Here is a 20,953-nt window from a genome sequence, read left to right as displayed (position 1 = left end):
CTATCGTCAGCAGTGGGGATGATGCGCGATGGGCATGGTCGACGAGCTGCGCCGGGCCCGGGATGCCTATGAGCGGCGCGAGTGGGTCTCGGCGTACCGGACGCTGTCGGACCTGGACGAGTCCGGGCTTGCCGCTGGCGACTTCACCGCGCTGGCCACCACGGCGTACCTTCTCGGGCGGCGCAACGACTGCATCCAGGCGACGGAGAGGGCCTACCAGGCCAACGTTGACCAGGGAAAGGTGTTCGCTGCGGTTCGCTCCGCGCTCTGGCTCGCCACGGTGCTCTTCGAGGGCGGCGAGGTTGCCATCGGGGGCGGATGGGTGGCTCGGGCGCAACGGCTGCTGGATGCGGTCGAGGGTGATGTGGTCGAGCGCGGCTACCTGCTCCAATTGCAGCAGCTCGAACTGATCGTCAAGGGCGAGCTCACGAAGGCCGTGGACCGCGCACCGCAGGTCACCGACTACGGGCGACGGTTCCACGACCCGGACCTGCTTGCCGTGGGGTTGGCCTTCGAGGGACGGCTCGCGATCTACTCCGGGCGGGTGGCCTACGGGCTGCGGTTGCTCGATGAGGCAATGGTGGGAGTGCTCGGCGGCGAGGTCTCGCCCGTGTATTCCGGCCTGGTGTACTGCTCGGCAATCGAGGCCTGCCAGGAGGTCTCGGATCTCGGTCGGGCCGGTGAGTGGACGCACGCTCTCAGCACCTGGTGTGAGTCCCAGCCCGGCTTGGTGGCATTTACCGGTCAGTGCGCCGTGCACCGCGGTCAGCTGATGCGGCTGCACGGCGCGTACACCGAGGCACTGGCCGAGCTCGACCGGGCGGCCGCCAGATACGCCGCCGCCGGCGGCCACCCGGCGGTTGCGCTGGCCTGCTACGAGCGCGGGGAGACCCACCGGCTCCGCGGCGAGTACGACGCGGCCGACGCGGCGTACGAAAAGGCAGCCGCGCATGGCCACCCGGCGCAGCCCGGCCGGGCCCTGCTCTGGCTGGGTCAGGGCCGGGTCGAGCAGGCGGCGGTGACCTCCCACAGGCTGCTCGCGGAGGTCGCGGACCCGGTCCACCGGTCCGGTCTGCAGCCTGCGGTGGTCGAGGTGTTTGTGGCGGCCGGTGACGTCGAGGCGGGCGCGGCGGCCGTGCAGGAGCTGGCCGAGCTGGCGCGTTCGTTCGGGTGCTCAGCGTTGCTCGCCGCCGCTGGCGGCGCTTCGGCCCGGGTAGCGCTCGCCCAGGGTGACGGCGCCGCAGCGCTTGCCCCGGCGCGGGCCGGGCTCGACGGGTGGACCCGGCTGGAGGCGCCGTACGAGGCGGCCCGCTGCCGGGCGCTGCTCGGGACGGCTCTGCGACTTATGGGTGACGAGGCGTCCGCGGTGGGCGATCTCGCCGCGGCGCGACGAACGTTCGTAGACCTCGGCGCCGCGCCGGCCGAGCGGGAGGTGGCCGAGCTCCTCGGCCAGGCGGCGCCAGGCGGACTCAGTCCTCGCGAGGTGGAGGTACTGCGACTGGTGGCAGCGGGCCGAAGCAACCCCGAGATCGCAGCCGAGCTGATTCTGTCCGAGAAGACCGTGGCCCGGCACGTGTCCAACATCTTCGCCAAACTCGACGTCGGCTCCAGGACAGCCGCGGCGGCCTTCGCCTACCAGCACCGCCTGGTCTGACGGCCGAGCACTGTAGTGAACGCCGTCCTTCCGGCAGCGCGCGCTTACCTGACCTCTGGTTCTGGGGCCTTCAGAAACTCGCGGGCGCCGCGCAGTCTGGTGCCTAGCCGCTGCTGGGTGATGGTGCAGTCCATGCGTACGTCGAGCGGCCCGGACAGGTCGGTGTCGACTCGGCGGCCCGAGGGCAACGCGGCTACGTCGAGGCCGTCCCGTCCGGCGATCAGCGTCCCCAGTTCGTAGCGGCTGACCGCGTCGGCTCCGGCGACGTGGTGAACGCCGGCACGGCCGGACGCGGCGAGCTCCAGCAGCGCGGCCGCAAGGTCGGCGACGTGGACGGGGCAGCGCACGTCGTCGGTGAACAGCACTCCGGTGGTCTCGCCTGTCACCAGGGCATGCACGCGGCGTTCTTGCGGAGAGCCGCCGTCGCCGATGATCAACGAGGTGCGGGCGATCACCGCGGTCGGACTGACAGACTTGATCACGGTCTCGGCCGCGGCTTTCGCGGCGCCGTAGGGCGTGATCGGGTCCGGGATCGACGTCTCGTCGTAACGGACCGCCGATCCGGAGAACACCACGTCGCTGGAAACATGAACGAGCCGCGCGCCGGCCGCCGCGGCTGCGACGGCCACGTGCGCGGCACCGTCGGCGGTGCTGGCCCAGTCGTCCTGCCGGTATGCGGCGTTGATGACGACGTCGGGCCGCACCGTGCCCACCAGGTCGTCGATCTGCTCGCGGTTCCGGACATCCACAGCCGACCACGACACCGCGTCCGCGTCGCCGGGGCGGGTCAGGTACGTGGCCGCCACCCGACGGCCCGAGGTCAGCGACTGCCGCACGATTTCGCCGCCGAGAAACCCGCTACCGCCCACGATCAGGACCGTCATGGGCGACCACGCTACAGCCGGCCGGCGGCACAGCGGTGTGGAGCTATGACCTTCGGCCTCAGCCGAGCGGCGCGGCCCCGGCCGTCGTCACCTCGACCCAGAGCAGCGCGACCAGGGCTCCGACCAGCATGGCCGGCCCGAACGGGATGCTGCTGCGCCGGGTCGCACGGCCGGTGACCAGCAGCGCGACACCGCCGATGCCGCCGACCAGGAATCCGCAGAACATGCCGAGCAGCACCGTCGACCAGTTCACCCAGCCGAGCAGCAGGCCCAGTACCGCCGCGAGCTTGACGTCGCCGAGGCCGAGATCAGCAGGCCGGAGAATGGCCAGCACGAGGAAGAAGGCGAAGCACACGCCCGCCGCGGCCCAGGCGCGTCCGTACCCGGTCCACTCCGGCCCGGTCGCGGCGGCCATCGCCAGCAGCACCGCGGCGCCGGCCAGCGACGGCAGCGTCAGCCAGTCGGGCAGCCGGTGCTCGCGCAGGTCGATGTAGGCCATGGCCACGCCCAGGGTCGCGACCAGCAGGTACGCCGGCAGTTCGACCGGGTCCAGGCCGGTGAGACCGATCAGGCCCCACACGACCGCGCCCGCGACTCCGAGCAGCAGCGCCAGACGCGGTGCGGTGGCGAGCTCGGCGTAAGGGGTCGGCGCGGGGTCGCCGTCGGCGGGGGCACGGTCCGGGATGCGGGCGATCACCCATGGCAGCAGGGCGCCGGCCAGCAGCCCGGCCGCGGCCAGGGCCGCGGTCACGTCCGGGCGCCGATCGCCGCGTGCGCAGCGGAGCGCAGTACGGCGACCGGCACGTCGGCGCCGGTCATCAGGCGTAGCTGACCGACGGCCTGGTGGACGAGCAGATCGAGACCACTGGCCACCGTTCCCCCGGCCGCCATCCAGGCCGCCGCCGCGGTCGTCGGCCACGGGTCGTAGACGACGTCGAACAGCAGCCTGCCGGACGCGCCTTCGGCGAGCGTGTCCGCGAGATCGTCGACGGCCCCGGCCGGCGCGGTGCTGATCGTCACGGCGGCGTCGCGGCAGGACGGTCCGACGGTCCACGAGACCGGCTCGGCCGGGTGCCCCAGCGCCGCGGCCACCGCCAATGCCGGGCCGGCCCGTTCGGCCGAACGGGCGTGCACGTGAGCCGGTCCGGCGTCCATGAGCGCGAGCGCGGCCAGCACGCTGGCGGCGGTGGCTCCACCGCCCCACACGCACACCGGAGCGGCGACGTCGCCGCCCGCCTCGGTCACGGTGTCGACGATCCCGGGCACGTCGGTGTTGGCCGCCGTCCACCGGCCGTCGTCGTCGCGGATCAGCGTGTTCGCCGCACCCACCGCGCGCGCGACGTCGGAGGCGTCGTCGGACAGCTCCAGTGCGACCCGTTTGAGCGGCATCGTCAGCGAGAGCCCGAGCCAGTCCGGGCCGAGGCCGGCCAGGAAACCCGCGAGAGCGGTCTCGTCGACCTCGTGCGCGGTGTAGCGCCAGGCGAGACAGAGGTGCCGGTACGCGGCGCGGTGGATGGCCGGCGACAGCGAGTGCGCGATCGGTGAACCGAGCACGGCGCACCGGCGTTCGGGGTCAGGCGTGCTCACGGGTCCTCAGCATCGGTCACTCTGCTGGCAGTACTTCTCGAGGAGGTCCTCGTTCCGGGCGTGCTCGGCCGCCGTGGTCGCGAACCTGGTCTCCCCCGTCTCGAGGTTGACGGTGACGAAGTAGCAGCTGCCGTTCGACGTCGGGTTCAGCGCGGCCGTCATGGCGGCCTCGCCGGGTGAGGCGATCGGACCCGGCGGCAGGCCCGAGACCCGGTAGGTGTTGTACGGGGAGTCGCTCTCGCGCATCTCCGAGCTCGTGTAGACGCTGGAGTAGTCGTCGACGGCGTAGTGGACGGTGGAGTCCATCTGCAGGCGGCGTTCCGGAACCCCGTTGGACGCACACGCGCCGGACAGCCGGTTGTAGATCACCTCGGCCACCTGCGGCATGTCCTCGGCGACGCTGACCTCACGCTGCACGATGCTCGCGACGGTCAACACCTCACGTGGGGTGCGGCCCAGCGCCTGCGCGCCGTTCAGGAGGCCGACGGACTCCGCCGCCTGCTGGAATCGTGTGATCATCGAGTTCACCAGCGACTCGGCGCTCGCGTCGGTGGCGAGATCGTACGTCGCCGGGAACAGGAGGCCTTCCGGGTCGCCGTTGGCGTACTCGGGCAGTTGCGCGGACTCGGCGGCCCGGCGGAACTGCTTGATCGGGATGCCGGTCTCCTCGGCGGCGGTGGCCAGCACCTGGCGGACGCGGTATCCCTCCGGGATGGTCAGGCGGTTCTGTACGTTCTCGCCCTCGACCAGGGCGGCGACGGCGTCGGCTGCACGCATCTCGTTGCGCAGCACGTACGTCCCGGGCTGGATGCTGGTGGCGTCCGGGTTGGCGTCGGCCGCGGTGACGAACGCATCCTGGCTGGCGACCACGCCGGCGTCGTGCAACGTCGCGCCCATGGATCGCAGCGACGCACCGGGCTCGATGGTCACTTCGACCTCGCCGGTTCCGGGTCCCGGGTAGTCCTCGGCCTCGCCGAACAGGCCGGACATGCTGTCGATGACGGCGTTGCCGCCGTAGTAGATCCCGCCGAGCACCCCGCCGATGACGGCGAGCGAAGCGAACACGGCGACGAACGAGCCGAACCGGCTCTTGCGCCGCCGCCGACGACGATGCCGACGCGGCCGCACGACCTCGTCGGTGTCGGTGTCGCTGATCCTGGTCACGCTCGTCCGCTCACTCACTCCGCGGAGACCTCGCCGGCCACGCCGGGCCACCGTGATCGTCCGTCGGCTCGTCGTCGTGCCCGCCGGCCTCACTCATGCGTCACCGCCAGCACCTCTCCGGGCGGCTGCCCGGCCGTTCGTTCGGTGTCCAGTGCGTCCTGCAGGATCACCATCGCCGCTGCCTGGTCGACCGTGGGGCGGCCGGCCCGGGACGAGACTCCGCTGGCTCGCATGCTCCGGGTTGCTACCGCCGTGGTCAGCCTCTCGTCAACCAGACGCACCGGGCATGGTGCCACATGTCGCGCCAAATCGGCAGCGAACACGCGTGCCTCGCCGGCGGCGATCCCTTCCCCTCCTTCGAGCGTACGCGGCAATCCGACCACGATTTCGATGACCTCACGGTCGCGGGCCAGATCCGCGAGCCGTCGCAGGTCACCCTTCCCTCGCTTGACGGTCTCGACCGGTGTCGCGATGACGCCGCCGGGGTCGCACGATGCGACGCCGATGCGGACGCTTCCGATGTCGACGCCCAGCCGGCTGCCGTTGCGCACCGTCACGAACCGCGTGTCGCGGTCTCGCCGACGGCCTGCTCCACCTTCGCCAGCGCCGCGTCGACGGCCTCCGGGTCGGACCCGCCACCCTGGGCGACGTCGTCCTTGCCGCCGCCTCCGCCGCCGAGGGTCTGAGCGGCGACCTTCACCAGGTCACCGGCCTTCAGCCCGCGGTCGCGGCCGGCCTCGTTCACCGCGACGACGACGCTCGGGCGGCCCGCGTCGGAGGTGCCGGCCACGGCCACGACCGCAGGACGGTCGGCGCCGAAGCGCCCACGCACGTCCAGTGCCAGCGTGCGCAGGTCGTCCGCCGCGGACCCGACCGGGGCGGCGAAGCCGACGAAGCCGATACCGGCGACGTCACGCGCCGAGCCGGCCAGCTCGCCGGCTCGCGAGCCCAGGGCCGCCGCGCGCGTCTTCGCCAGCTCTCGCTCGGCGTCGCGGACCTGCGTCACCAGCCGCTCGACCCGGTCCGGCAGCTGCTCGGGCTGAACCTTGAGCAGGTCGGCCAGCTGGGTGACCAGCGCACGCTCGGTGGCGAGATGCCGGAAACCCTCGATGCCGACGAACGCCTCGACCCGGCGCGAGCCCGCGCCGACGGAGCTCTCGCCGGTCAGCGTGACCAGCCCGACCTGCGACGAGTGCTGCACGTGGGTGCCGCCGCACAGCTCGCGCGACCACTCGCCGTTCATCTCGACGACACGGACCTCCTCGTCGTAGGTCTCGCCGAACAGCGCCAGCGCGCCGATCTCGCGGGCCTTCTCCAGCGGCATGTAGGCCGCAGACACCGGGTAGTCGCGGCGGATGGCGAGGTTCGCGACCTCCTCGACCTCGCTGCGGGTGGCCGCACCGAGCGCCTGCCCCCAGGAGAAGTCCAGCCGCAGGTAGCCGGGCTTGTTGTAGGAGCCGCTCTGCAGCGCCTGCGGGCCGAGGACCTCACGCAGCGCCGCGTGCACGACGTGCGTGCCCGAGTGCGCCTGGCACGCGCCGATACGCCATTCCTGGTCGACCGCGGCGTGGACGGTGCGGCCGGAGGCCACCTCGCCGTCGCGGACCCGGACCCGGTGCACGATCAGGCCCTTCATCGGGCGCTGCACGTCGAGCACCTCGAGCTCGAACCCGTCGCCGCGGATGCGGCCGGCGTCGCTGTCCTGCCCGCCGGACTCGGCGTAGAAGGGAGTCCGGTCCAGGACGACCTCGACGATCTCGCCCTCACCGGCGCCGGGCACCGACTCGCCGTCCCGGATCAGCCCGCGCACCCGGCTCTCGGTCTCGAGTTCGGTGTAGCCGGTGAACGGGGTGGGCCCGGTCTCGCGCAGTTCGCGGTAGGCGGCGGTGGCCGAGCTGCCGGCCTTCTTCGCACGGGCGTCGGCCTTGGCGCGCTCGCGCTGCTCCTCCATCAGCCGCCGGAACTCGCCCTCGTCGACCGTGAGCCCCTGCTCCGACGCCATCTCGAGGGTGAGATCGATCGGGAAGCCGTAGGTGTCGTGCAGCTTGAACGCCGTCTCGCCGGGCAGCACGCTGCGCTGGGTCGCCCTGGTCTCGCCGACCGCCAGGTCGAAGATCTGCGTCCCGGTCTGCAGCGTCTTGCGGAACGCGTCCTCCTCGGCGTAGGCCACCGACGAGATGCGGTCGAAGTCGGACTCCAGCTCCGGGTAGGCGGCCTGCATGCAGCCGCGGCTGACCGGCAGCAGCTCCGGCAGGACCCGGTCCTGGACGCCCAGCAGCCGCATCGCCCGCACGCTGCGGCGCAGCAACCGCCGCAGCACGTAACCGCGGCCCTCGTTGGACGGCGTGACGCCGTCGCCGATGAGCATGAGCGAGCTGCGCACGTGGTCGGCGACGACACGCATCCGTACGTCGTCGCCGTGGTCGGCGCCGTAGCGCTTGTCCGACAGCTCCGAGGCGTGCGCGATGACCGGGTAGACCTGGTCGATCTCGTACATGTTGTCGACGTCCTGCAGCAGGTACGAGACCCGCTCCATGCCCATGCCGGTGTCGATGTTCTTCGACGGCAGCTCGCCGACGATCGTGAAGTCCTCCTTGCTCTTCACGTCGGTGAGCTCGTACTCCATGAAGACGAGGTTCCAGATCTCGAGGAAGCGGTCCTCGTCGACGACGGGGCCCCCGTCGGGTCCGTACTGCGGGCCTCTGTCGACGTAGATCTCGCTGCACGGGCCACCGGGGCCGGCCTGGCCGGTGTGCCAGTAGTTGTCCTTGCGCCCGCGCCGCTGGATGCGCTCGTCGGGCAGCCCGGCGATCTTGCGCCACAGGTCGGCGGCCTCGTCGTCCTCCTGGTACACCGTGACCCAGATCGCCCCCGGGTCGAAGCCGTACCCGCCATCGTCCTGCGACCCGGTGACCAGCTCCCAGGCGTGCGCGATGGCGCCTTCCTTGAAGTAGTCGCCGAACGAGAAGTTCCCGTTCATCTGGAAGAACGTGCCGTGCCGGGTGGTCTTGCCGACCTCTTCGATGTCCTGGGTGCGGATGCACTTCTGCACGCTGGTGGCCCGTGGCCACGGCGCGGGCTGCTGGCCGGTCAGGTACGGGATGAACGGGACCATTCCGGCCACCGTGAACAGCAACGACGGGTCCGGCGAGATCAGCGGTGCGCTGGGGACGACGGTGTGACCGTTGGCTTCGAAGTGGTCGAGGAAGCGGCGCCGGATCTCGGCGGTCTCCATGATCAGTGGGTGCCTCTCGGTGTGGTGCGGACGATGTCGTCGACGGCCTGCAGGTCGGCCTCACCGCGCGGGCCGGCGCCGCTGCCGTCGCCGGTGATGCCCAGAGCCTGGCGCAGCTCGGCGTCCCGTTCGGTCATGCCGGCCCGGACCTCTTCGGTGAATTCGCGGACGGACTCGGCGAGCTGGCCCAGCCCGGCGGAGACCCTGTCCGCGGCGCCCTCCGGGGTGAGGCTCTCGGCCGCACGGGTCACCCGGCGGACCACCAGGACGCCTGCCGTCGCTCCCAGTGCGATCCAGAATACCCGCTTCATCGCCTGCTCCCCCGCCGGCCGCCGTCGCGCCGGCCGGTGATGGCCCGCCGCACGCCGTAGGTGAACGCCGCCGTACGCACCAGCGGCCCGCCGAGCGTCGCGGAGAACAGCGACGACAGTGCGGCCGCGTTGGTGGTCACGGTCTGCGCGTTCGACGTGATGGCGTCGACACGCTGCAGCTGGGCGTTGGTGGAGGCGAGCAGCTCGTTGGTCTCGTCGACCGTGGTGGCCGTCTTCGCGACGTGTTCGTTGCGCAGGTCGCGGACGACGCGCGTGAACTCGTCGACGGTCCGGCCCAGCTTGATGATCGGCACAGCGATGATGCCGACGAGCGCCACGAGGGCTACGGCGGCCAGCAGCCCGGCGATCTCGCCTACGGACATGGGTGCGAAAGCCTCTCTACGGTGGACGGTCGTCTCAAGCGTCCGACCCTACCGCGCCGCGACGGTCCCCGGTGGTGTGGTGGAGTGGATCGTGCCGGCCAGGGGTTCGGTCCGGCGGCGGCGAGGTACGAGCCGTGGGCGAAGGCCGGCACCGATCCACTCCACCTGCCCGGGGCCGTCGTCAGCGTGCTCGAGGTACATCTCAGCGCCGCATAGACAATTGAGCGCCGAATGTGAGCGGTTTCGGGTCCGTATCCGTCGCTGAGTTGTCTATCCAGCGCTCAGTTGTCTATGGATCGCACTGCCCAGCGCTCGGCTGCGGTTGTCCAGCGCCTCGCGTCGTCAGTCCGCGTCGCCGCGGATGATGGCGCGGAGGCGTTCGTAGCGTTCGGCATAGTCGCGTTCGGCGCCCCGGGTGCCGGGCTCGTAGTAGCGCGCATCGGCGACCGTGTCGGGCGCGTACTGCTGGCGCACCACGCCGCGGGGGTCGTCGTGGGCGTAGGCGTACGTGGTGCCGTGCCCGAGTGACTTCGAGCCCGCGTAGTGCGAGTCGCGCAGGTGCGGCGGGACGGCGCCGGCCCTGCCGTCGCGGACGTCGCCGACGGCGGCGCCGATGGCCTTGACGACGCTGTTCGACTTCGGCGCGAGAGCCAGCGCGATGACGGCCTGCGCCAGCGTGATCTGCGCCTCGGGCCATCCGATCAGCTGCACCGCCTGGGCGGCGGCCACCGCCGTCTGCAATGCCGTGGGGTCGGCCATCCCGATGTCCTCGCTGGCGAGGATGACCAGCCGCCGGGCCAGGAACTTCGGGTCCTCCCCCGCCTCGGCCATCCGGGCGAGGTAGTGCAGGCCGGCGTCGACGTCGCTGCCGCGGATCGACTTGATCATGGCGCTGGTGACGTCGTAGTGCTGGTCACCGTCGCGGTCGTAGCGCACCGCCGCCCGGTCGACGGCCTTCTCGGCGACGTCGACGGTGATGGCCGCGTCGTCCTGGCCCGCAACGGCGCCGGCGGCGGCCTCCAGGTAGGTCAGCGCGCGCCGCGCGTCGCCACCGGCCAGCCGGACGAGGTGCTCGTGCGCGTCGTCGGTGATCGTGACGGCGCCGCCGAGGCCGCGTTCCTCGGTGAGGGCGCGGTGGATGACGTCGCTGACGGACTCCTCGGTCAACGGCTCGAGCGTGAGCAGCAGCGACCGCGACAGCAGCGGGCTGATCAGCGAGAAGTACGGGTTCTCGGTGGTCGCCGCGACGAGAGAGACCCACCGGTTCTCGACGCCGGGCAACAGCGCGTCCTGCTGGGTCTTGGAGAAACGGTGCACCTCGTCGACGAACAGGACCGTCCCGACCCCGGAGCGGACGAGCTCGCGACGGGCGCCGTCGACCACGTTGCGCACGTCCTTGACCCCGGCGGTCACCGCGGACAGCTCGACGAACCGGCGCTGCGTGGCACGGCTGACGACGTAGGCCAGCGTGGTCTTGCCGGTGCCGGGAGGTCCCCACAGCACCAGGGCCATCGGCTGGTCCTCCTCGACCAGCCGGCGCAGTGGCGCGCCGCCGTCGAGCAGGTGCTGCTGGCCGATGATCTCGTCCAGGGTGCGCGGGCGCATCCGTACCGCAAGCGGCTGCCCGGCGTACTCGTCACCGGCGCCGGCCAGCGCCCCCGCGGGAACGGCGGGAGCCGCGGGGCTGGGTGCGTCGCCGAACAGGCCCTCCTGCTCCATCGGCGCGGTCACGCTCGCTTTCGGGCGCACTCGGTGGTGTGACGGGCCATGACGTCGACCCTACGTCTCCTGCCGGCGCATGCCGTCACCGCCGTACCTGCTCGAGACACTGGCGCACCACGCGCAGCACCTCCGCGCGCTCGCCGTCGTCGACGTCCGGCGGCCGGTACGCGTCGACAGCGAACTCGTCCGGGATGGCGCCCTCGTCGGCGGCGACCCACAGCATCCGCTGCACGTACCCGTCGTACGGAGGCCGGAAGGACACCCGGGCGAGCTCGTCGACCACGGCGGAGACCTCGAGGAAGCGTGCGGCGGCGTCGCGGGCGGACGTGTGCACGGCGGCGGCGAACGTCTCGACGGCGGCGGCGGTCACCGGGACCGCGGCCGCGGCGATACCGAGCAGCGCACCCTCGGCGCCCCACATGAGCGACGGGCCCAGCATCCGGTCCTCACCGGTCAGCACCAGCCGCCCACGGGCGCGCGCCGCGGCGATGCCGGCCTGGCACGCGATCGCGTCGTACAGCCGGGCCGGCTTGAACGCCACCACGCCCGGGTGGTCCAGCAGCCGGGTCAGGACGTCGTAGGGGTACGGGCGGGTGTAGAGGTCGAAGCACAGCAATGGCAGTCCGCCGGCTTCGGCGAGCCGGTCGTGCTGGGCCAGCACCGACGCGACGTCGGCGACGTCGGCCGGCGGGAACACCATCAGCGCCTCGGCGCCCGCGGCGGCAGCGGCGGCGGCCCATTCGGCCTGCTCGGCGGCGTCGGCATCCGGGCCGGTGCTACCGACGCCCGCGATCACCGGGACGCCGGTCGCGGCGGCCCGGCGCACGAGCCCGGCCTTCAGCTCGGTCGGCAGCCGTTCCCCGCGCCCCGTGTGTGCCGCGACGGCGAGCCCGCCCGCTCCGGTGCGGACGAGGTGGTCGACGTAGGCGCCGTAGACGTCGACGTCGACACTGCCGTCCGCGTGCATCGGCGTCGCGGGCGCGGCCACGAGCGACCACCGGAGCCGTTCGGTCACGTGAGTCAGGTCCCGCGAGTTCGCCACACGGGCAGCGTATCGAGCCGTGGGCCGACGGCATCGCAAAGCGGCCGTTCGGGGTGCCGCGCATTCGGGCCCTGGCAGTCGGTCGGTCATACTGGCACGCGGTTCCGGGCACCGCGCACGGGGCCGCACGTACGGGACGGGAGATCGCATGGACATCGTGGTCATCGGCGGCGCGGGGCTGGTCGGCTCGCACAGCACCGCACACCTCACCGGACGGCATCGGGTGCGCGTGCTCGACACCCGGCCGTCGGAGATTCCCGGGGTGAAGTCCGTCGTCGGCGACGCCCGGTCCGCCGACGACGTGGCCGCGGCCGTGGCGGGGGCGGACACGGTGGTGCACATGGCCGCGGTCGTGCCGCGCGGAGACGTGCACGAGCCCGAGACCGTCCGGGCCGCGTTCGACGTCAACGTCGGCTCGGTCCATCTCGCGCTGACGCTCGCCGCCGCGGCGGGCGTCAGCTCGTTCGTGCACGTCAGCACCATGTCGGTGTTCGCCGACTACTTCACGCGGGTGGTGGACACCACCGAGGCGCCGGACTCGGCGAGCGGGTACGGGCTCACCAAGCGGCTCGGCGAGCAGGTGTGTGCGGCGCTGACGCCCGGTTTCGACCTGTCGGCGTGCTCGCTGCGGCTGGTCTTCCCGACCCCGGACGAGGACTGGCCGGCGTGGCGGCCGCCGGACGGGCGCCCGCCGGCGGAGATGGCGATGCGCGACGGACGCGGCAGCGCGATCCCGGCCCTGGCCGCCGCCGACCTGGCGGCCGCGTTCGAGGCCGCGGCCACCTATCGCGGGCCGTACCGGCCGTTCACCGTGACCGCCGACGTCGCCGGCGTGTCGGTGCTGCCGGACGACACCTCCGAGGTGCTCGGCTGGCGGCCGTCGCGGACCCTGTGAGCCGGTGACGGCGGTGAGCCGGCGGCGGTGACCGGTGGCAGACTGGGCCGCGAACACGTCTGCTCCGGAGGTCAAGTTGCGCACCGTCGAACCCGAGGTCCACCTCGTCGCCCGTCCCGACTTCGACTACGACGAGGTCGCCCGGTATCTCGCCGAGGTCGGTGGCGAGAGCTGGCTCGAGCGCGTCGACCGCGGCGACCTGGACGACGCCCAGAACATCGCCGAGTTCGCCGGGCGGATCTGTTACCGGTCGTGGGAGCCCGGCCTCAACCCGAACGTCAGCAGGGTGCGCACCGACCAGGGCCAGTACCTGCAGAACATCCTGTCCAGCGCGCACGGCTCGGTCCTCGAGCACGTGAGCTTCTCGTTCGTGCTGCACAACGTCAGCCGGGTCACCACGCACGAGCTGGTGCGCCATCGCGCGGGCGTGGCGGTCTCGCAGGAGTCGCTGCGCTTCGTCCGCCTCGACGACCTGCCGTTCTGGTTCCCCGAGTGGGCACGCGAGGACCCCGAGCTCATGCAGCGGGCGACGGAGCTGCTGGAACAGATGGAGTCGTTCCAGACCTGGATGGCCGAGCACTTCGGGCTGGACGACGAAGGTGTGAAGTTCGGCGAGAAGAAGGCCAAGACCTCGTTCATGCGCCGGTTCGCGCCGGAAGGGCTGGCCACCGGCCTGGTGTGGACGGCGAACGTGCGGACCCTGCGGCACGTCATCGAGCACCGCACCGCTCCCGGCGCCGAGGAGGAGATCCGTCTCGTACTGGGCAAGGTCGGTGAGCTGATGGTCAAGGAGGCGCCGGCGCTGTTCGGCGACTACACCGTCGAGGACGGCGCGTGGGTGCCGGGCTGGCGGAAGGTCTAGACGTGAACCCGGCCGGCCGACCGCGTATCCCCGCAGCGAATCGGTCCTGGCCGTAAACTGGTCGTGGTCGGCACAGGTTTGTTCGGTACGGAGGGCGGACCATGGACACCTCGATCGGGGTCGTCGGGCCCCACGACCTCGTCGACAGCGTCGCCGCTGTCTGCGAGGAGCAGCCGGGCGTGCGTGTGCACCGATTCGACTACGACCACGAGTCGCAGGCCACCGACCTCGTCACCACGCACGCGACCGGCGTGGACGGGTGGCTGTTCACCGGCATCGTGCCTTACACCATCGCCCAGGACGCGCTGACCCGGCCGGCGACGTTCGTCGACTACAGCGGCGCGACGCTGCTGCAGGCGCTGGTCCGGCTGCTGCGCGAGGGCCGTGACGTCGCCCACCTGTCCATCGACACGCTCGACTCACGCCAGGTCACCGACACCCTCGCCGAGGCGGGGGTGTCCACCGACGACGTCCGCGCCATGCCGTACCGCCCGGGAGCCACGTCCGAGGAGTTCGCCGCGTTCCACCGCCGCTACGCCGCCCGGCGCGCCGCCACCGTCGCCATCACCTGCGTGGCGTCGGTGCACGACGAGCTGAGCGGGACGATCCCGGTGCTGCGGCTCGCGCCGCTGCCGCAGTCGGTACGCATGGCGCTGCGCCAGTTGCTCCTGACGTCGACGAACCAGATCCAGGAGGACGCCCAGGTCGCTCTCGGCCTGGTGGAGATCGACCCCACGGCCCGCAGCGAGTCGGTCGCCTCGGACCTGACGCGCGAACTGGGAGCGCTGGGGGCGTCGCTGTCGCACTACTCCCCCACGACCTCGATGATCGTCACCACTCGCGGGCCCCTGCACGACGCCACGAACGGTTTCACCGCGCTGCCGATGCTGCGTCGCCTCGGCCGGGCGCACGAGACCGTCCGGATCGGCTTCGGCCTGGGCCACAGCGGCGCCGAGGCGGAACGGCTCGCCCGCCGGGCGCTGTCGCGTGCACGCAGCCACGGACCCGTCGCGGCCGTCGTGTCGCTGCGCAACGACGTCGACATCACGCTGGACGCCGACAGCGCGTCCCAGGACGGTGCGCCCGAGCAGAGCCGTGCCGTCGTCGCCAGCAGGGTCGGGCTCTCGGCCGACACGCTGGACCGGCTGCGCGAGGTGACCACCGCGGCCGGCGATCGCGCGCTCACCACCCGCGACATCGCCGACGGCCTCGGCATCCAGCTGCGTACGGCGCGCCGGATCCTGCAGCGCCTCGAGATGGCCGGCTACGCCGAACGGTCCGGCAACGCCGACTCCGGCACCATCGGGCGGCCCCTCACGCTGTACCAGCTGACCATTTGACCGCTGCGGTGGAGCCCTGAGCGGTCAGCTCAGCCAGCGGTCCAGGTTCTCTCGCACGAAGTCGTCGTCGCGCAGCTGCGGATACGCGTCCCAGACCCGGTCGATCTCCTCGAGCTGGCCCGCCGACAGCGTCTCGTTCTCGTTGAGGCACCAGACGCCCTCCAGCAGGCCCTGCCGGCGCAGCACCTCGTGGATGCCGGGCACGCTGCCACGGAAGCCGTTGCTGGCGTCGAACAGCGCGCCGTTCGCGTCGGTGATGGCCGGGTCGAGCTCGACCACCCGGCGCAGCGCGGCGTCGTCGCCGCCGCGAGCCTGCTCCGCGAGCTCCATGAGCTGAACCGCGCGGCGGACCCAGACGGCCCACTGTCCGAGCAGGCCACCGACCATCCGCACGCTGCCGCCGTCGGCGAGCGGGTAGGCCGTCACGAGGTCACCGGCGATGTTGTCGTCGTTCCCGGTGTACAGGGCGATCTCGTCGGCCCGTCCCGACCGTCCGACGCCGTGCACCACGTCCAGCGTGGCGTAACGGTCGAACGGCGCGACCTTGATGCCGATGACGCTCGGCAGCTCGGCCAGGCGACGCCAGAACTCGCGGCTCAGTGGGCGCCCGCCGACGGCCGGCTGCAGGTAGAACCCGATGACCGGCAGCACGGTGCCGACCGCGCGGGCGCGCTCGAGCAGCTGGTCCTCGTCGAGGTCACCGGTGCCGTACGGCGTGAGCAGCACCAGGTCGTAGCCGAGGGAGGCGGCCAGCTCGGTCTCGGCGACCGCCTGCTCGGTGGGTCCGACGACCCCTGCGACCAGGACTGGACGTTCGGCCCTCGACTCGGCCGCCGTCGTCGCGGCGAGCTCGAGCACCGGAGCGAGCAGGCCGCGTGCCGGTTCGTGCACCTCGAACTGGGTGGTGTGCACCGCGACGGCCAGTCCCGAGGCACCGGCGTCGACGTAGTACCTCGTCAGCGCGCGTTGTCGGCGCTCGTCGAGTTTGCGGTCGCGGTCGAGTGCGAGCGGATGGGCGGGGACGACGCCGCCGGCCCGGAAGCTCTGCAGCTGCGGAGACGGCATCAGAACCTCCCGTCGCGCTGCTGGAACTTGGTCGGCTTGTCGTGTGTGGGTAGCCCCGCACGCACCCACGCCGCCGTCGCCTCGATCAGCTCGGAGAGCGTGACGTCCGGGTAGCCGAACAGCCCGTGGCAGCGGGACGCGTTCGACAGCAGCGCCGTCGGCGCCTCGGTGCCGGAAAACGTGACGGGCTTGTCCAGGGCGGCGGCGAGTTCCTCGGCGACGTGGCGGACGGACACCGTCTCCGGGCCGGTCAGGTTGAGCACGAACGGCGGCGCCGCCGCGTGCCGGAGCGCACGCAGCGTCACCTCGTTGGCGTAGCCCTGCCACACGACGTTGGCGTATCCGGTCGTCAGGTCCACCGGCTCGCCCGCGGCGATCGTCCGTGCGATGTCCATGAGCACCCCGTAGCGCATCTCCACCGCGTAGTTGAGCCGGATCGTCGCCGTCGGGGTGCCGTGTGTCCGTGCGGCCGCCTCGAGGACGCGCTCGCGGCCGAGGCACGACATCGCGTACTCCCCGACCGGTTCGGGTGCCGTCGCCTCGGTGGCGCCGCCGCCTCCCACCGGGACGAGGGGGTAGACGTTGCCGGTGGACAACGCGCTGATCCGGGACGACGCGAAGCGTTGTGCGACCCGTCCGGGAAGGTAGGCGTTGGTCTGCCAGGTCGCGGCCTCGTTGCCGGCGCTACCGAACTTCGCGCCGACGAGAAAGACGATGTTCGGGGCGTCCGGGAGCGCCGCCAGCTGATCGTCGTCGGTGATGTCGGCGGCGATCACGTCGGCGCCGGTGGCGCGCATGGCATCGGCCGAGCCGGGCGTGCTGAAGCGGGACACGGCGGTCACCCGCGCGCCCGTCCCCGCCTGCTCGATCGCGCGGACGGCCAGGCGCACCAGGCTGGGCCCGAGCTTGCCGCTGGCTCCCAGCACCATGATGTCGCCGATGTCACGCAGATCGTCCACCAGTGCCGGCCGTGGCGTGGACAGCCTGTCGTCGAGTTCTTCGACCGTGCGCACGTGCGTTGCCCCTCTCCGCCGCTACTTACGGTCTAGACCGTAATTCGCGCGAACGAGGCTGTCAAGTTGCGGTGCGCACTCATGTGTGTGACGTCGGCGGCGGTCACTCCGCGGCCAGGCCACCACCGAACACGACCCCGAACGCCACGGCGAAGCCGAGCGCAGAGTGGTCGAAAATGAGGGCCAGCACCAGGCCGAGCCCTACGGCGATCACGGACCGTTTAGCAAGTTTCTCGCTCATCGCCATGCCCCTGCCGCCGGGACCAACGTTGATCACCAAAGTCGCCGACACCCAGTGATCGCGCAAGCGAATGTCTCATATTGAGGACAACAAGAAAGGACATTAGTCAGCTTCTGTCGCGTTTACTCGTTTTCGATTTTCTCAGCCAGCCGTAGCCAGAGGGCGATCGGCACCGATCCGGCCGGAGCCGGCGGATCGATCCCCGTCGACGTGAGCAACCGGTGTGCGCGCTTCTTGGGTACATGCGCGCCCAGAACCTCCTTGGCCGGCCTGTGCGGCGCACGCGAGCGGGCACGTAACAGCTCACCGGCGGCGCGAGCGGCGCGCGGCGACATGCCGTTGCGCCGGCGGACGACCAGATGCGCGGAGTCGACCGACGGCGCCGGGTCGAACCGGCCGGCCGGGATCCGGTCGGCGATGTGCAGGTCGAACCGCGTCCGCCACCACGCGGTTTCGGCATCACGCGGAACATCCGCCGTCATTCGCTTTGCGAATCCCCATTCGACGACCAGATCGGCACCGGTGACCGGTGTCCGGTCCGGGCCGAGCAGCCGCCGTAACAACGGCGTCGAGATCGCGTACGGAATGTTCGCGACCACGGTGAAACTCCGGCGCGGCAACGGCACCGACCTGGCGTCGGCGGAGACGATCCGGACTCCGGTGTCGTCGCCGAAACGCCGTTCCAGCCGTTCCACGAACCGCGGGTGCCGCTCAACCGCGACGACCCGGGCGCCGGAGGCCGCGAGGACCGTGGTGAGGACGCCGGTTCCGGCGCCGAACTCGACGACGAGATCACCGGGGCCGACCCCGGACGAGCGGGCCAGCCGGCGCGCCACCGACGGGTCCTTCAGCAGGTGGATCCCGGACCGGTCGGCCGGGGTCTTCCGGTTGGACGGGTCGGTGTGGTTGGACGAGTGGGCAGGGCGAGAGCGTCGCCGGGACATGGGAATCACGACCGATCAGGGCACGGGAGGCGTCATCCGGACATGACGAACCGCGCCGTCGACCTGGGTGAACTCACCAGGGACAGGCGCGGTTCACGGCGCTCCCGGCGGCCGGTGACGGACTATCCGGCCGCGGACAGGGCTACGCCGTGGCGGACTGGCGGGGCCGCCAGAACGCCACGAAAATGCCTATCGAACCCATGCGGAGCAGCGTAACGGGGCTGTCGTCGGCGGCGCCACCGGATTTCACGCCGGCCACACCGCCCCTGCGGCCGCCCGCCGCAACGCGCGGGCCGCTGTGCCCGCTCGGCGGCTGCGACGACTGGACGTCAGTCCGGACCGTCCACAGCAGCCGCTGCCGGCGCACGTCGACGGCGAACAGGTGCTCCCGAACGGCAAGGCGACCTGGGGCATGTACGGGACGGAGCTGGCGTCGTTCCCGCTCCCCGGGCGTGCCGGGTAGCCGGGCCTGAGCCGTGCTGCGTCAGCGGCGGCCGAGCCCGCCGCACGACCTGCGAGCTTCATGGGATCCGTTCGGTTCGTGGCTCGCCGGCGCGTGTTTCGGAGTCTGGCGCAGGCGCCTTGGGGCGACCCAGGGACGAGAGCGCGATCGCGACAGCTGCTAGTGCGGCGGCGATCCAGACCAGATCTCCCGGCCCGACGATGTCGAGACCGACGGCGCCGACCACCCCGGAGACACCGATGGCGAGGTACAGCACGGCCTGGTTCAGCGCGACCAGCACCGAAGCACGTTCCGGATCATGCGAGATCAGCCGGTGCTGCTGCGGCGTGGTGATGGCGAAGGCGGCCACACCGTAGAACCCGATGGCGGCCAGCGCCGACCCATAGGCGCTGTGGGCTGCGGCGATCACCGCGAAACTGGAGATCAGCCACACCAACGCGACCGTGACGACCGCTGAGCCCTCGTGCCGGTCGGCCAGCCGCCCGGCGACGAGGTTGCCAGCAGCGCCGGTGATGCCGAGGGTGAGCATGAGAACGGCGAGACGCACGCCGTCGTCTCCGGTGGCCGGGGCGAAGATGGCGCCGATGTAGGTGTAGGGAATATAGACCGCGGTGAAGGCCACCAGCGTGGTGGCCAGCAGAGCGAGGACCCTCCGCTCGGCCAGGGGCCTGAGCCGCTCTTGTAGTCCGCCGGGGTTGCCGATCGATGTCTCGCGCGGGACCAGTCGCGCGATCCCGGCTACCCCGAGTGCGGCGACGGCAGCGGCGAGCCACATGGTCGACCGCCATCCGGACGCCGCACCGATGGCGGTCCCGGCGGGAGCACCGAAGGCCACAGCGATCGTGAATCCACTCACCACGGTGGCGATCGCCCGCCCGCTGGCGGCGGGCGACACCAGCGAGGCGGCGGTGACGGAGGCGTTGGGGACGAACACGCCGGCGCCGAGAGCCGCGACCACCTGACCCACCAGGAGCAGCCCGAAGCCCGGCGCGAGGGCGGTGGCAGCCGCTCCCATCAGGTAGATCGCACCCGCCACGACGAGCACCCGCCTGCGAGGCCATCGTGCTGTCAGTGCCGTACCGACCGGTGCCGAGATCGCGCACGTCACGGCGAACGCCGTGACCACCTGACCCGCGACCCCTTCGGTGAGGCCGAAGTCGTCGGCCAGCAGCGGGATGAGCCCGGCGAGGACGAACTCGCCCGTCCCGACGGCGAACACCCCCAGCGCGAGCACGAGGACGCCGGCGGGCATCCGCTCCGATCGTGTACGTCCGGTCTCCTGGCTCGCTTGACTCAGCGCCCTCACCCCTCGTCCCCAAACCAAAATGGAACCGATCGGTACCATCAGTCCGGAACGGTACTGACCGGTTCCATCTGGCGTCAAGTCACGCTACGCTTGACGGCATGGCGGTACGGGCCCGGGAACGACTACTCGCCGCGGCGCGCGAACTGTTCTACGCCGAGGGCATCCGAGGGGTCGGCGTGGAGCGTTTGCTGGACGAGTCCGGCGTGGGGCGTGCCTCGTTCTATCGCCATTTCTCCAGCAAGGACGAACTCGTGGCGGCGATGCTCGCCGAGTACGACCACGAGTACCGTTCCTGGCTACGGACCCGGGTGGCCGAGCTCGGCAACGAGCCGCTGGCCGTGTTCGACGCAGGGGCCGAACGCGCCGAGCAGAACAGGTTCCGGGGATGCGCGTTCCTGAACACGTTGGCCGAGATGCCCGACCCAGACGATCCCGTCCGTGATCTCGTCGCCGGGCACAAAAGGGCGGTCACGTCCTATCTGGCGGAACTCCTCCGTTCCCGGGGCGTCGACGCGCCCGACGACGTCGCCGCCCGGTGGATGATGCTGTTCGACGGCGCCGTCGTCACCGCCGGCTACGAAGGCGACACCGCCCCGTTCCGAACGGCACGTGCCATCGCCGCGAACGACATCCCGGCCGGGGAAGCGCGCCTCGAGACGTCACCGTCGACCTAGCGCGGCTGCGTGGCCACCACCAGGCGTGTGCACGCGTCACGAGGCCTGCAGGGGTGGTGACGCATGGAATTCCGGCTCTTGTGACGTTTCCGTGGGTGGGTGAGCGCGTCTGATAGAGCTGCACGCCGCTCTCGCTCTAGGTTTCTGTCTTGTCAGGGATCAGAAACT

The 20,953-nt window shown here is 71.6% G+C and carries 21 protein-coding genes; 6 read left to right on the top strand and 15 right to left on the bottom strand.

Annotated elements, in window-relative coordinates:
• Nucleotides 1-28: 28 nt before the first annotated feature.
• Nucleotides 29-1,654, top strand: coding sequence for a helix-turn-helix transcriptional regulator (locus CLV30_RS27575; protein ID WP_106538087.1), 1,626 nt, complete (start codon nucleotides 29-31; stop codon nucleotides 1,652-1,654).
• A 44-nt stretch (nucleotides 1,655-1,698) separates the two neighbouring features.
• Here CLV30_RS27575 and CLV30_RS15230 read toward each other — a convergent pair whose 3' ends face one another.
• The 10 genes from CLV30_RS15230 to CLV30_RS15185 all read right to left on the bottom strand — a co-directional run bounded on the left by CLV30_RS15230 (nucleotide 1,699) and on the right by CLV30_RS15185 (nucleotide 11,982).
• The gene (locus tag CLV30_RS15230; RefSeq protein WP_106538086.1) at nucleotides 1,699-2,538 is read right to left on the bottom strand and encodes an SDR family oxidoreductase; all 840 of its coding nucleotides are present in this window, start codon (nucleotides 2,536-2,538) and stop codon (nucleotides 1,699-1,701) included.
• A 58-nt stretch (nucleotides 2,539-2,596) separates the two neighbouring features.
• A complete protein-coding gene (locus tag CLV30_RS26995) occupies nucleotides 2,597-3,289 on the bottom strand; it encodes a prepilin peptidase (RefSeq protein ID WP_205740962.1) in 693 nt (230 codons plus the stop codon).
• Nucleotides 3,286-4,125: a shikimate dehydrogenase gene (locus CLV30_RS15220; protein WP_106538085.1), complete on the bottom strand. Its 840-nt coding sequence runs from the start codon at nucleotides 4,123-4,125 to the stop codon at nucleotides 3,286-3,288. The genes CLV30_RS26995 and CLV30_RS15220 overlap by 4 nt, the downstream gene beginning before the upstream one ends.
• Nucleotides 4,126-4,131: 6 nt before the next feature.
• Nucleotides 4,132-5,307 (bottom strand): endolytic transglycosylase MltG, encoded by a 1,176-nt coding sequence (gene mltG, locus CLV30_RS15215; protein WP_129711058.1) that lies wholly within the window; start codon nucleotides 5,305-5,307, stop codon nucleotides 4,132-4,134.
• 71 nt (nucleotides 5,308-5,378) lie between these two features.
• Nucleotides 5,379-5,840 (bottom strand): Holliday junction resolvase RuvX, encoded by a 462-nt coding sequence (gene ruvX, locus CLV30_RS15210; protein ID WP_106538209.1) that lies wholly within the window; start codon nucleotides 5,838-5,840, stop codon nucleotides 5,379-5,381.
• 2 nt (nucleotides 5,841-5,842) lie between these two features.
• Entirely contained in the window at nucleotides 5,843-8,524 is a 2,682-nt protein-coding gene (alaS, locus tag CLV30_RS15205; protein WP_106538083.1) for an alanine--tRNA ligase, read from the bottom strand.
• 2 nt (nucleotides 8,525-8,526) lie between these two features.
• Nucleotides 8,527-8,835 (bottom strand): DUF6167 family protein, encoded by a 309-nt coding sequence (locus CLV30_RS15200; RefSeq protein ID WP_106538082.1) that lies wholly within the window; start codon nucleotides 8,833-8,835, stop codon nucleotides 8,527-8,529.
• Nucleotides 8,832-9,218: a DUF948 domain-containing protein gene (locus CLV30_RS15195; protein ID WP_106538081.1), complete on the bottom strand. Its 387-nt coding sequence runs from the start codon at nucleotides 9,216-9,218 to the stop codon at nucleotides 8,832-8,834. The genes CLV30_RS15200 and CLV30_RS15195 overlap by 4 nt, the downstream gene beginning before the upstream one ends.
• Before the next feature lie 342 nt (nucleotides 9,219-9,560).
• A complete protein-coding gene (locus CLV30_RS15190) occupies nucleotides 9,561-10,937 on the bottom strand; it encodes a replication-associated recombination protein A (RefSeq protein ID WP_106538080.1) in 1,377 nt (458 codons plus the stop codon).
• An 85-nt stretch (nucleotides 10,938-11,022) separates the two neighbouring features.
• Complete coding sequence (locus tag CLV30_RS15185) at nucleotides 11,023-11,982, bottom strand: dihydrodipicolinate synthase family protein (RefSeq protein ID WP_165358685.1); 960 nt, start codon at nucleotides 11,980-11,982, stop codon at nucleotides 11,023-11,025.
• Between the two features lie 148 nt (nucleotides 11,983-12,130).
• Between CLV30_RS15185 and CLV30_RS15180 the strand changes: the two genes are divergently transcribed.
• The 3 genes from CLV30_RS15180 to CLV30_RS15170 all read left to right on the top strand — a co-directional run bounded on the left by CLV30_RS15180 (nucleotide 12,131) and on the right by CLV30_RS15170 (nucleotide 15,079).
• Complete coding sequence (locus CLV30_RS15180; protein WP_106538078.1) at nucleotides 12,131-12,877, top strand: NAD-dependent epimerase/dehydratase family protein; 747 nt, start codon at nucleotides 12,131-12,133, stop codon at nucleotides 12,875-12,877.
• 76 nt (nucleotides 12,878-12,953) lie between these two features.
• A complete protein-coding gene (gene thyX / locus CLV30_RS15175) occupies nucleotides 12,954-13,739 on the top strand; it encodes an FAD-dependent thymidylate synthase (protein WP_106538208.1) in 786 nt (261 codons plus the stop codon).
• A 101-nt stretch (nucleotides 13,740-13,840) separates the two neighbouring features.
• Nucleotides 13,841-15,079, top strand: a complete 1,239-nt coding sequence (locus tag CLV30_RS15170; protein WP_106538077.1) for a helix-turn-helix domain-containing protein — start codon at nucleotides 13,841-13,843, stop codon at nucleotides 15,077-15,079.
• A 24-nt stretch (nucleotides 15,080-15,103) separates the two neighbouring features.
• Here CLV30_RS15170 and CLV30_RS15165 read toward each other — a convergent pair whose 3' ends face one another.
• The 4 genes from CLV30_RS15165 to CLV30_RS15155 all read right to left on the bottom strand — a co-directional run bounded on the left by CLV30_RS15165 (nucleotide 15,104) and on the right by CLV30_RS15155 (nucleotide 18,342).
• Nucleotides 15,104-16,144, bottom strand: a complete 1,041-nt coding sequence (locus tag CLV30_RS15165; protein ID WP_106538076.1) for a dihydrodipicolinate synthase family protein — start codon at nucleotides 16,142-16,144, stop codon at nucleotides 15,104-15,106.
• Nucleotides 16,144-17,157: an NAD-dependent epimerase/dehydratase family protein gene (locus tag CLV30_RS15160; RefSeq protein WP_106538075.1), complete on the bottom strand. Its 1,014-nt coding sequence runs from the start codon at nucleotides 17,155-17,157 to the stop codon at nucleotides 16,144-16,146. The genes CLV30_RS15165 and CLV30_RS15160 overlap by 1 nt, the downstream gene beginning before the upstream one ends.
• Before the next feature lie 103 nt (nucleotides 17,158-17,260).
• On the bottom strand, nucleotides 17,261-17,464 hold the full coding sequence (locus tag CLV30_RS26025; protein WP_129711056.1) for a hypothetical protein: 204 nt from the start codon (nucleotides 17,462-17,464) through the stop codon (nucleotides 17,261-17,263).
• A gap of 56 nt (nucleotides 17,465-17,520) precedes the next feature.
• Nucleotides 17,521-18,342 (bottom strand): ribosomal RNA small subunit methyltransferase A, encoded by an 822-nt coding sequence (locus CLV30_RS15155; RefSeq protein WP_106538074.1) that lies wholly within the window; start codon nucleotides 18,340-18,342, stop codon nucleotides 17,521-17,523.
• Between the two features lie 298 nt (nucleotides 18,343-18,640).
• Between CLV30_RS15155 and CLV30_RS26520 the strand changes: the two genes are divergently transcribed.
• A complete protein-coding gene (locus CLV30_RS26520; protein WP_165358684.1) occupies nucleotides 18,641-18,805 on the top strand; it encodes a hypothetical protein in 165 nt (54 codons plus the stop codon).
• A 58-nt stretch (nucleotides 18,806-18,863) separates the two neighbouring features.
• Here CLV30_RS26520 and CLV30_RS15145 read toward each other — a convergent pair whose 3' ends face one another.
• Entirely contained in the window at nucleotides 18,864-20,057 is a 1,194-nt protein-coding gene (locus tag CLV30_RS15145) for an MFS transporter (protein WP_106538072.1), read from the bottom strand.
• 152 nt (nucleotides 20,058-20,209) lie between these two features.
• Here CLV30_RS15145 and CLV30_RS15140 point away from each other — a divergent pair, with 152 nt between their 5' ends.
• Nucleotides 20,210-20,785 (top strand): TetR/AcrR family transcriptional regulator, encoded by a 576-nt coding sequence (locus CLV30_RS15140; RefSeq protein ID WP_106538071.1) that lies wholly within the window; start codon nucleotides 20,210-20,212, stop codon nucleotides 20,783-20,785.
• Nucleotides 20,786-20,953: the final 168 nt, after the last annotated feature.

Source organism: Haloactinopolyspora alba (assembly GCF_003014555.1).
In the GTDB taxonomy this organism is placed as follows: Bacteria; Actinomycetota; Actinomycetes; order Jiangellales; family Jiangellaceae; genus Haloactinopolyspora; species Haloactinopolyspora alba.
Note: the sequence above shows the minus strand (reverse complement) of the source record. Positions and strands in the feature narration are given on the sequence as shown.

Bases quoted from the DNA above. Each gene is read 5' to 3' on its own strand.
- CLV30_RS15155 (WP_106538074.1), bottom strand. From the start codon at position 18,342: ATGTCCCGGCGACGCTCTCGCCCTGCCCACTCGTCCAACCACACCGAC.
- CLV30_RS15165 (WP_106538076.1), bottom strand. From the start codon at position 16,144: ATGCCGTCTCCGCAGCTGCAGAGCTTCCGGGCCGGCGGCGTCGTCCCC.
- CLV30_RS15170 (WP_106538077.1), top strand. From the start codon at position 13,841: ATGGACACCTCGATCGGGGTCGTCGGGCCCCACGACCTCGTCGACAGC.
- CLV30_RS15140 (WP_106538071.1), top strand. From the start codon at position 20,210: ATGGCGGTACGGGCCCGGGAACGACTACTCGCCGCGGCGCGCGAACTG.
- CLV30_RS15195 (WP_106538081.1), bottom strand. From the start codon at position 9,218: ATGTCCGTAGGCGAGATCGCCGGGCTGCTGGCCGCCGTAGCCCTCGTG.
- CLV30_RS15230 (WP_106538086.1), bottom strand. From the start codon at position 2,538: ATGACGGTCCTGATCGTGGGCGGTAGCGGGTTTCTCGGCGGCGAAATC.
- CLV30_RS15145 (WP_106538072.1), bottom strand. From the start codon at position 20,057: ATGCCCGCCGGCGTCCTCGTGCTCGCGCTGGGGGTGTTCGCCGTCGGG.
- CLV30_RS27575 (WP_106538087.1), top strand. From the start codon at position 29: ATGGGCATGGTCGACGAGCTGCGCCGGGCCCGGGATGCCTATGAGCGG.
- CLV30_RS15200 (WP_106538082.1), bottom strand. From the start codon at position 8,835: ATGAAGCGGGTATTCTGGATCGCACTGGGAGCGACGGCAGGCGTCCTG.
- CLV30_RS15180 (WP_106538078.1), top strand. From the start codon at position 12,131: ATGGACATCGTGGTCATCGGCGGCGCGGGGCTGGTCGGCTCGCACAGC.
- alaS (WP_106538083.1), bottom strand. From the start codon at position 8,524: ATGGAGACCGCCGAGATCCGGCGCCGCTTCCTCGACCACTTCGAAGCC.
- CLV30_RS15190 (WP_106538080.1), bottom strand. From the start codon at position 10,937: ATGGAGCAGGAGGGCCTGTTCGGCGACGCACCCAGCCCCGCGGCTCCC.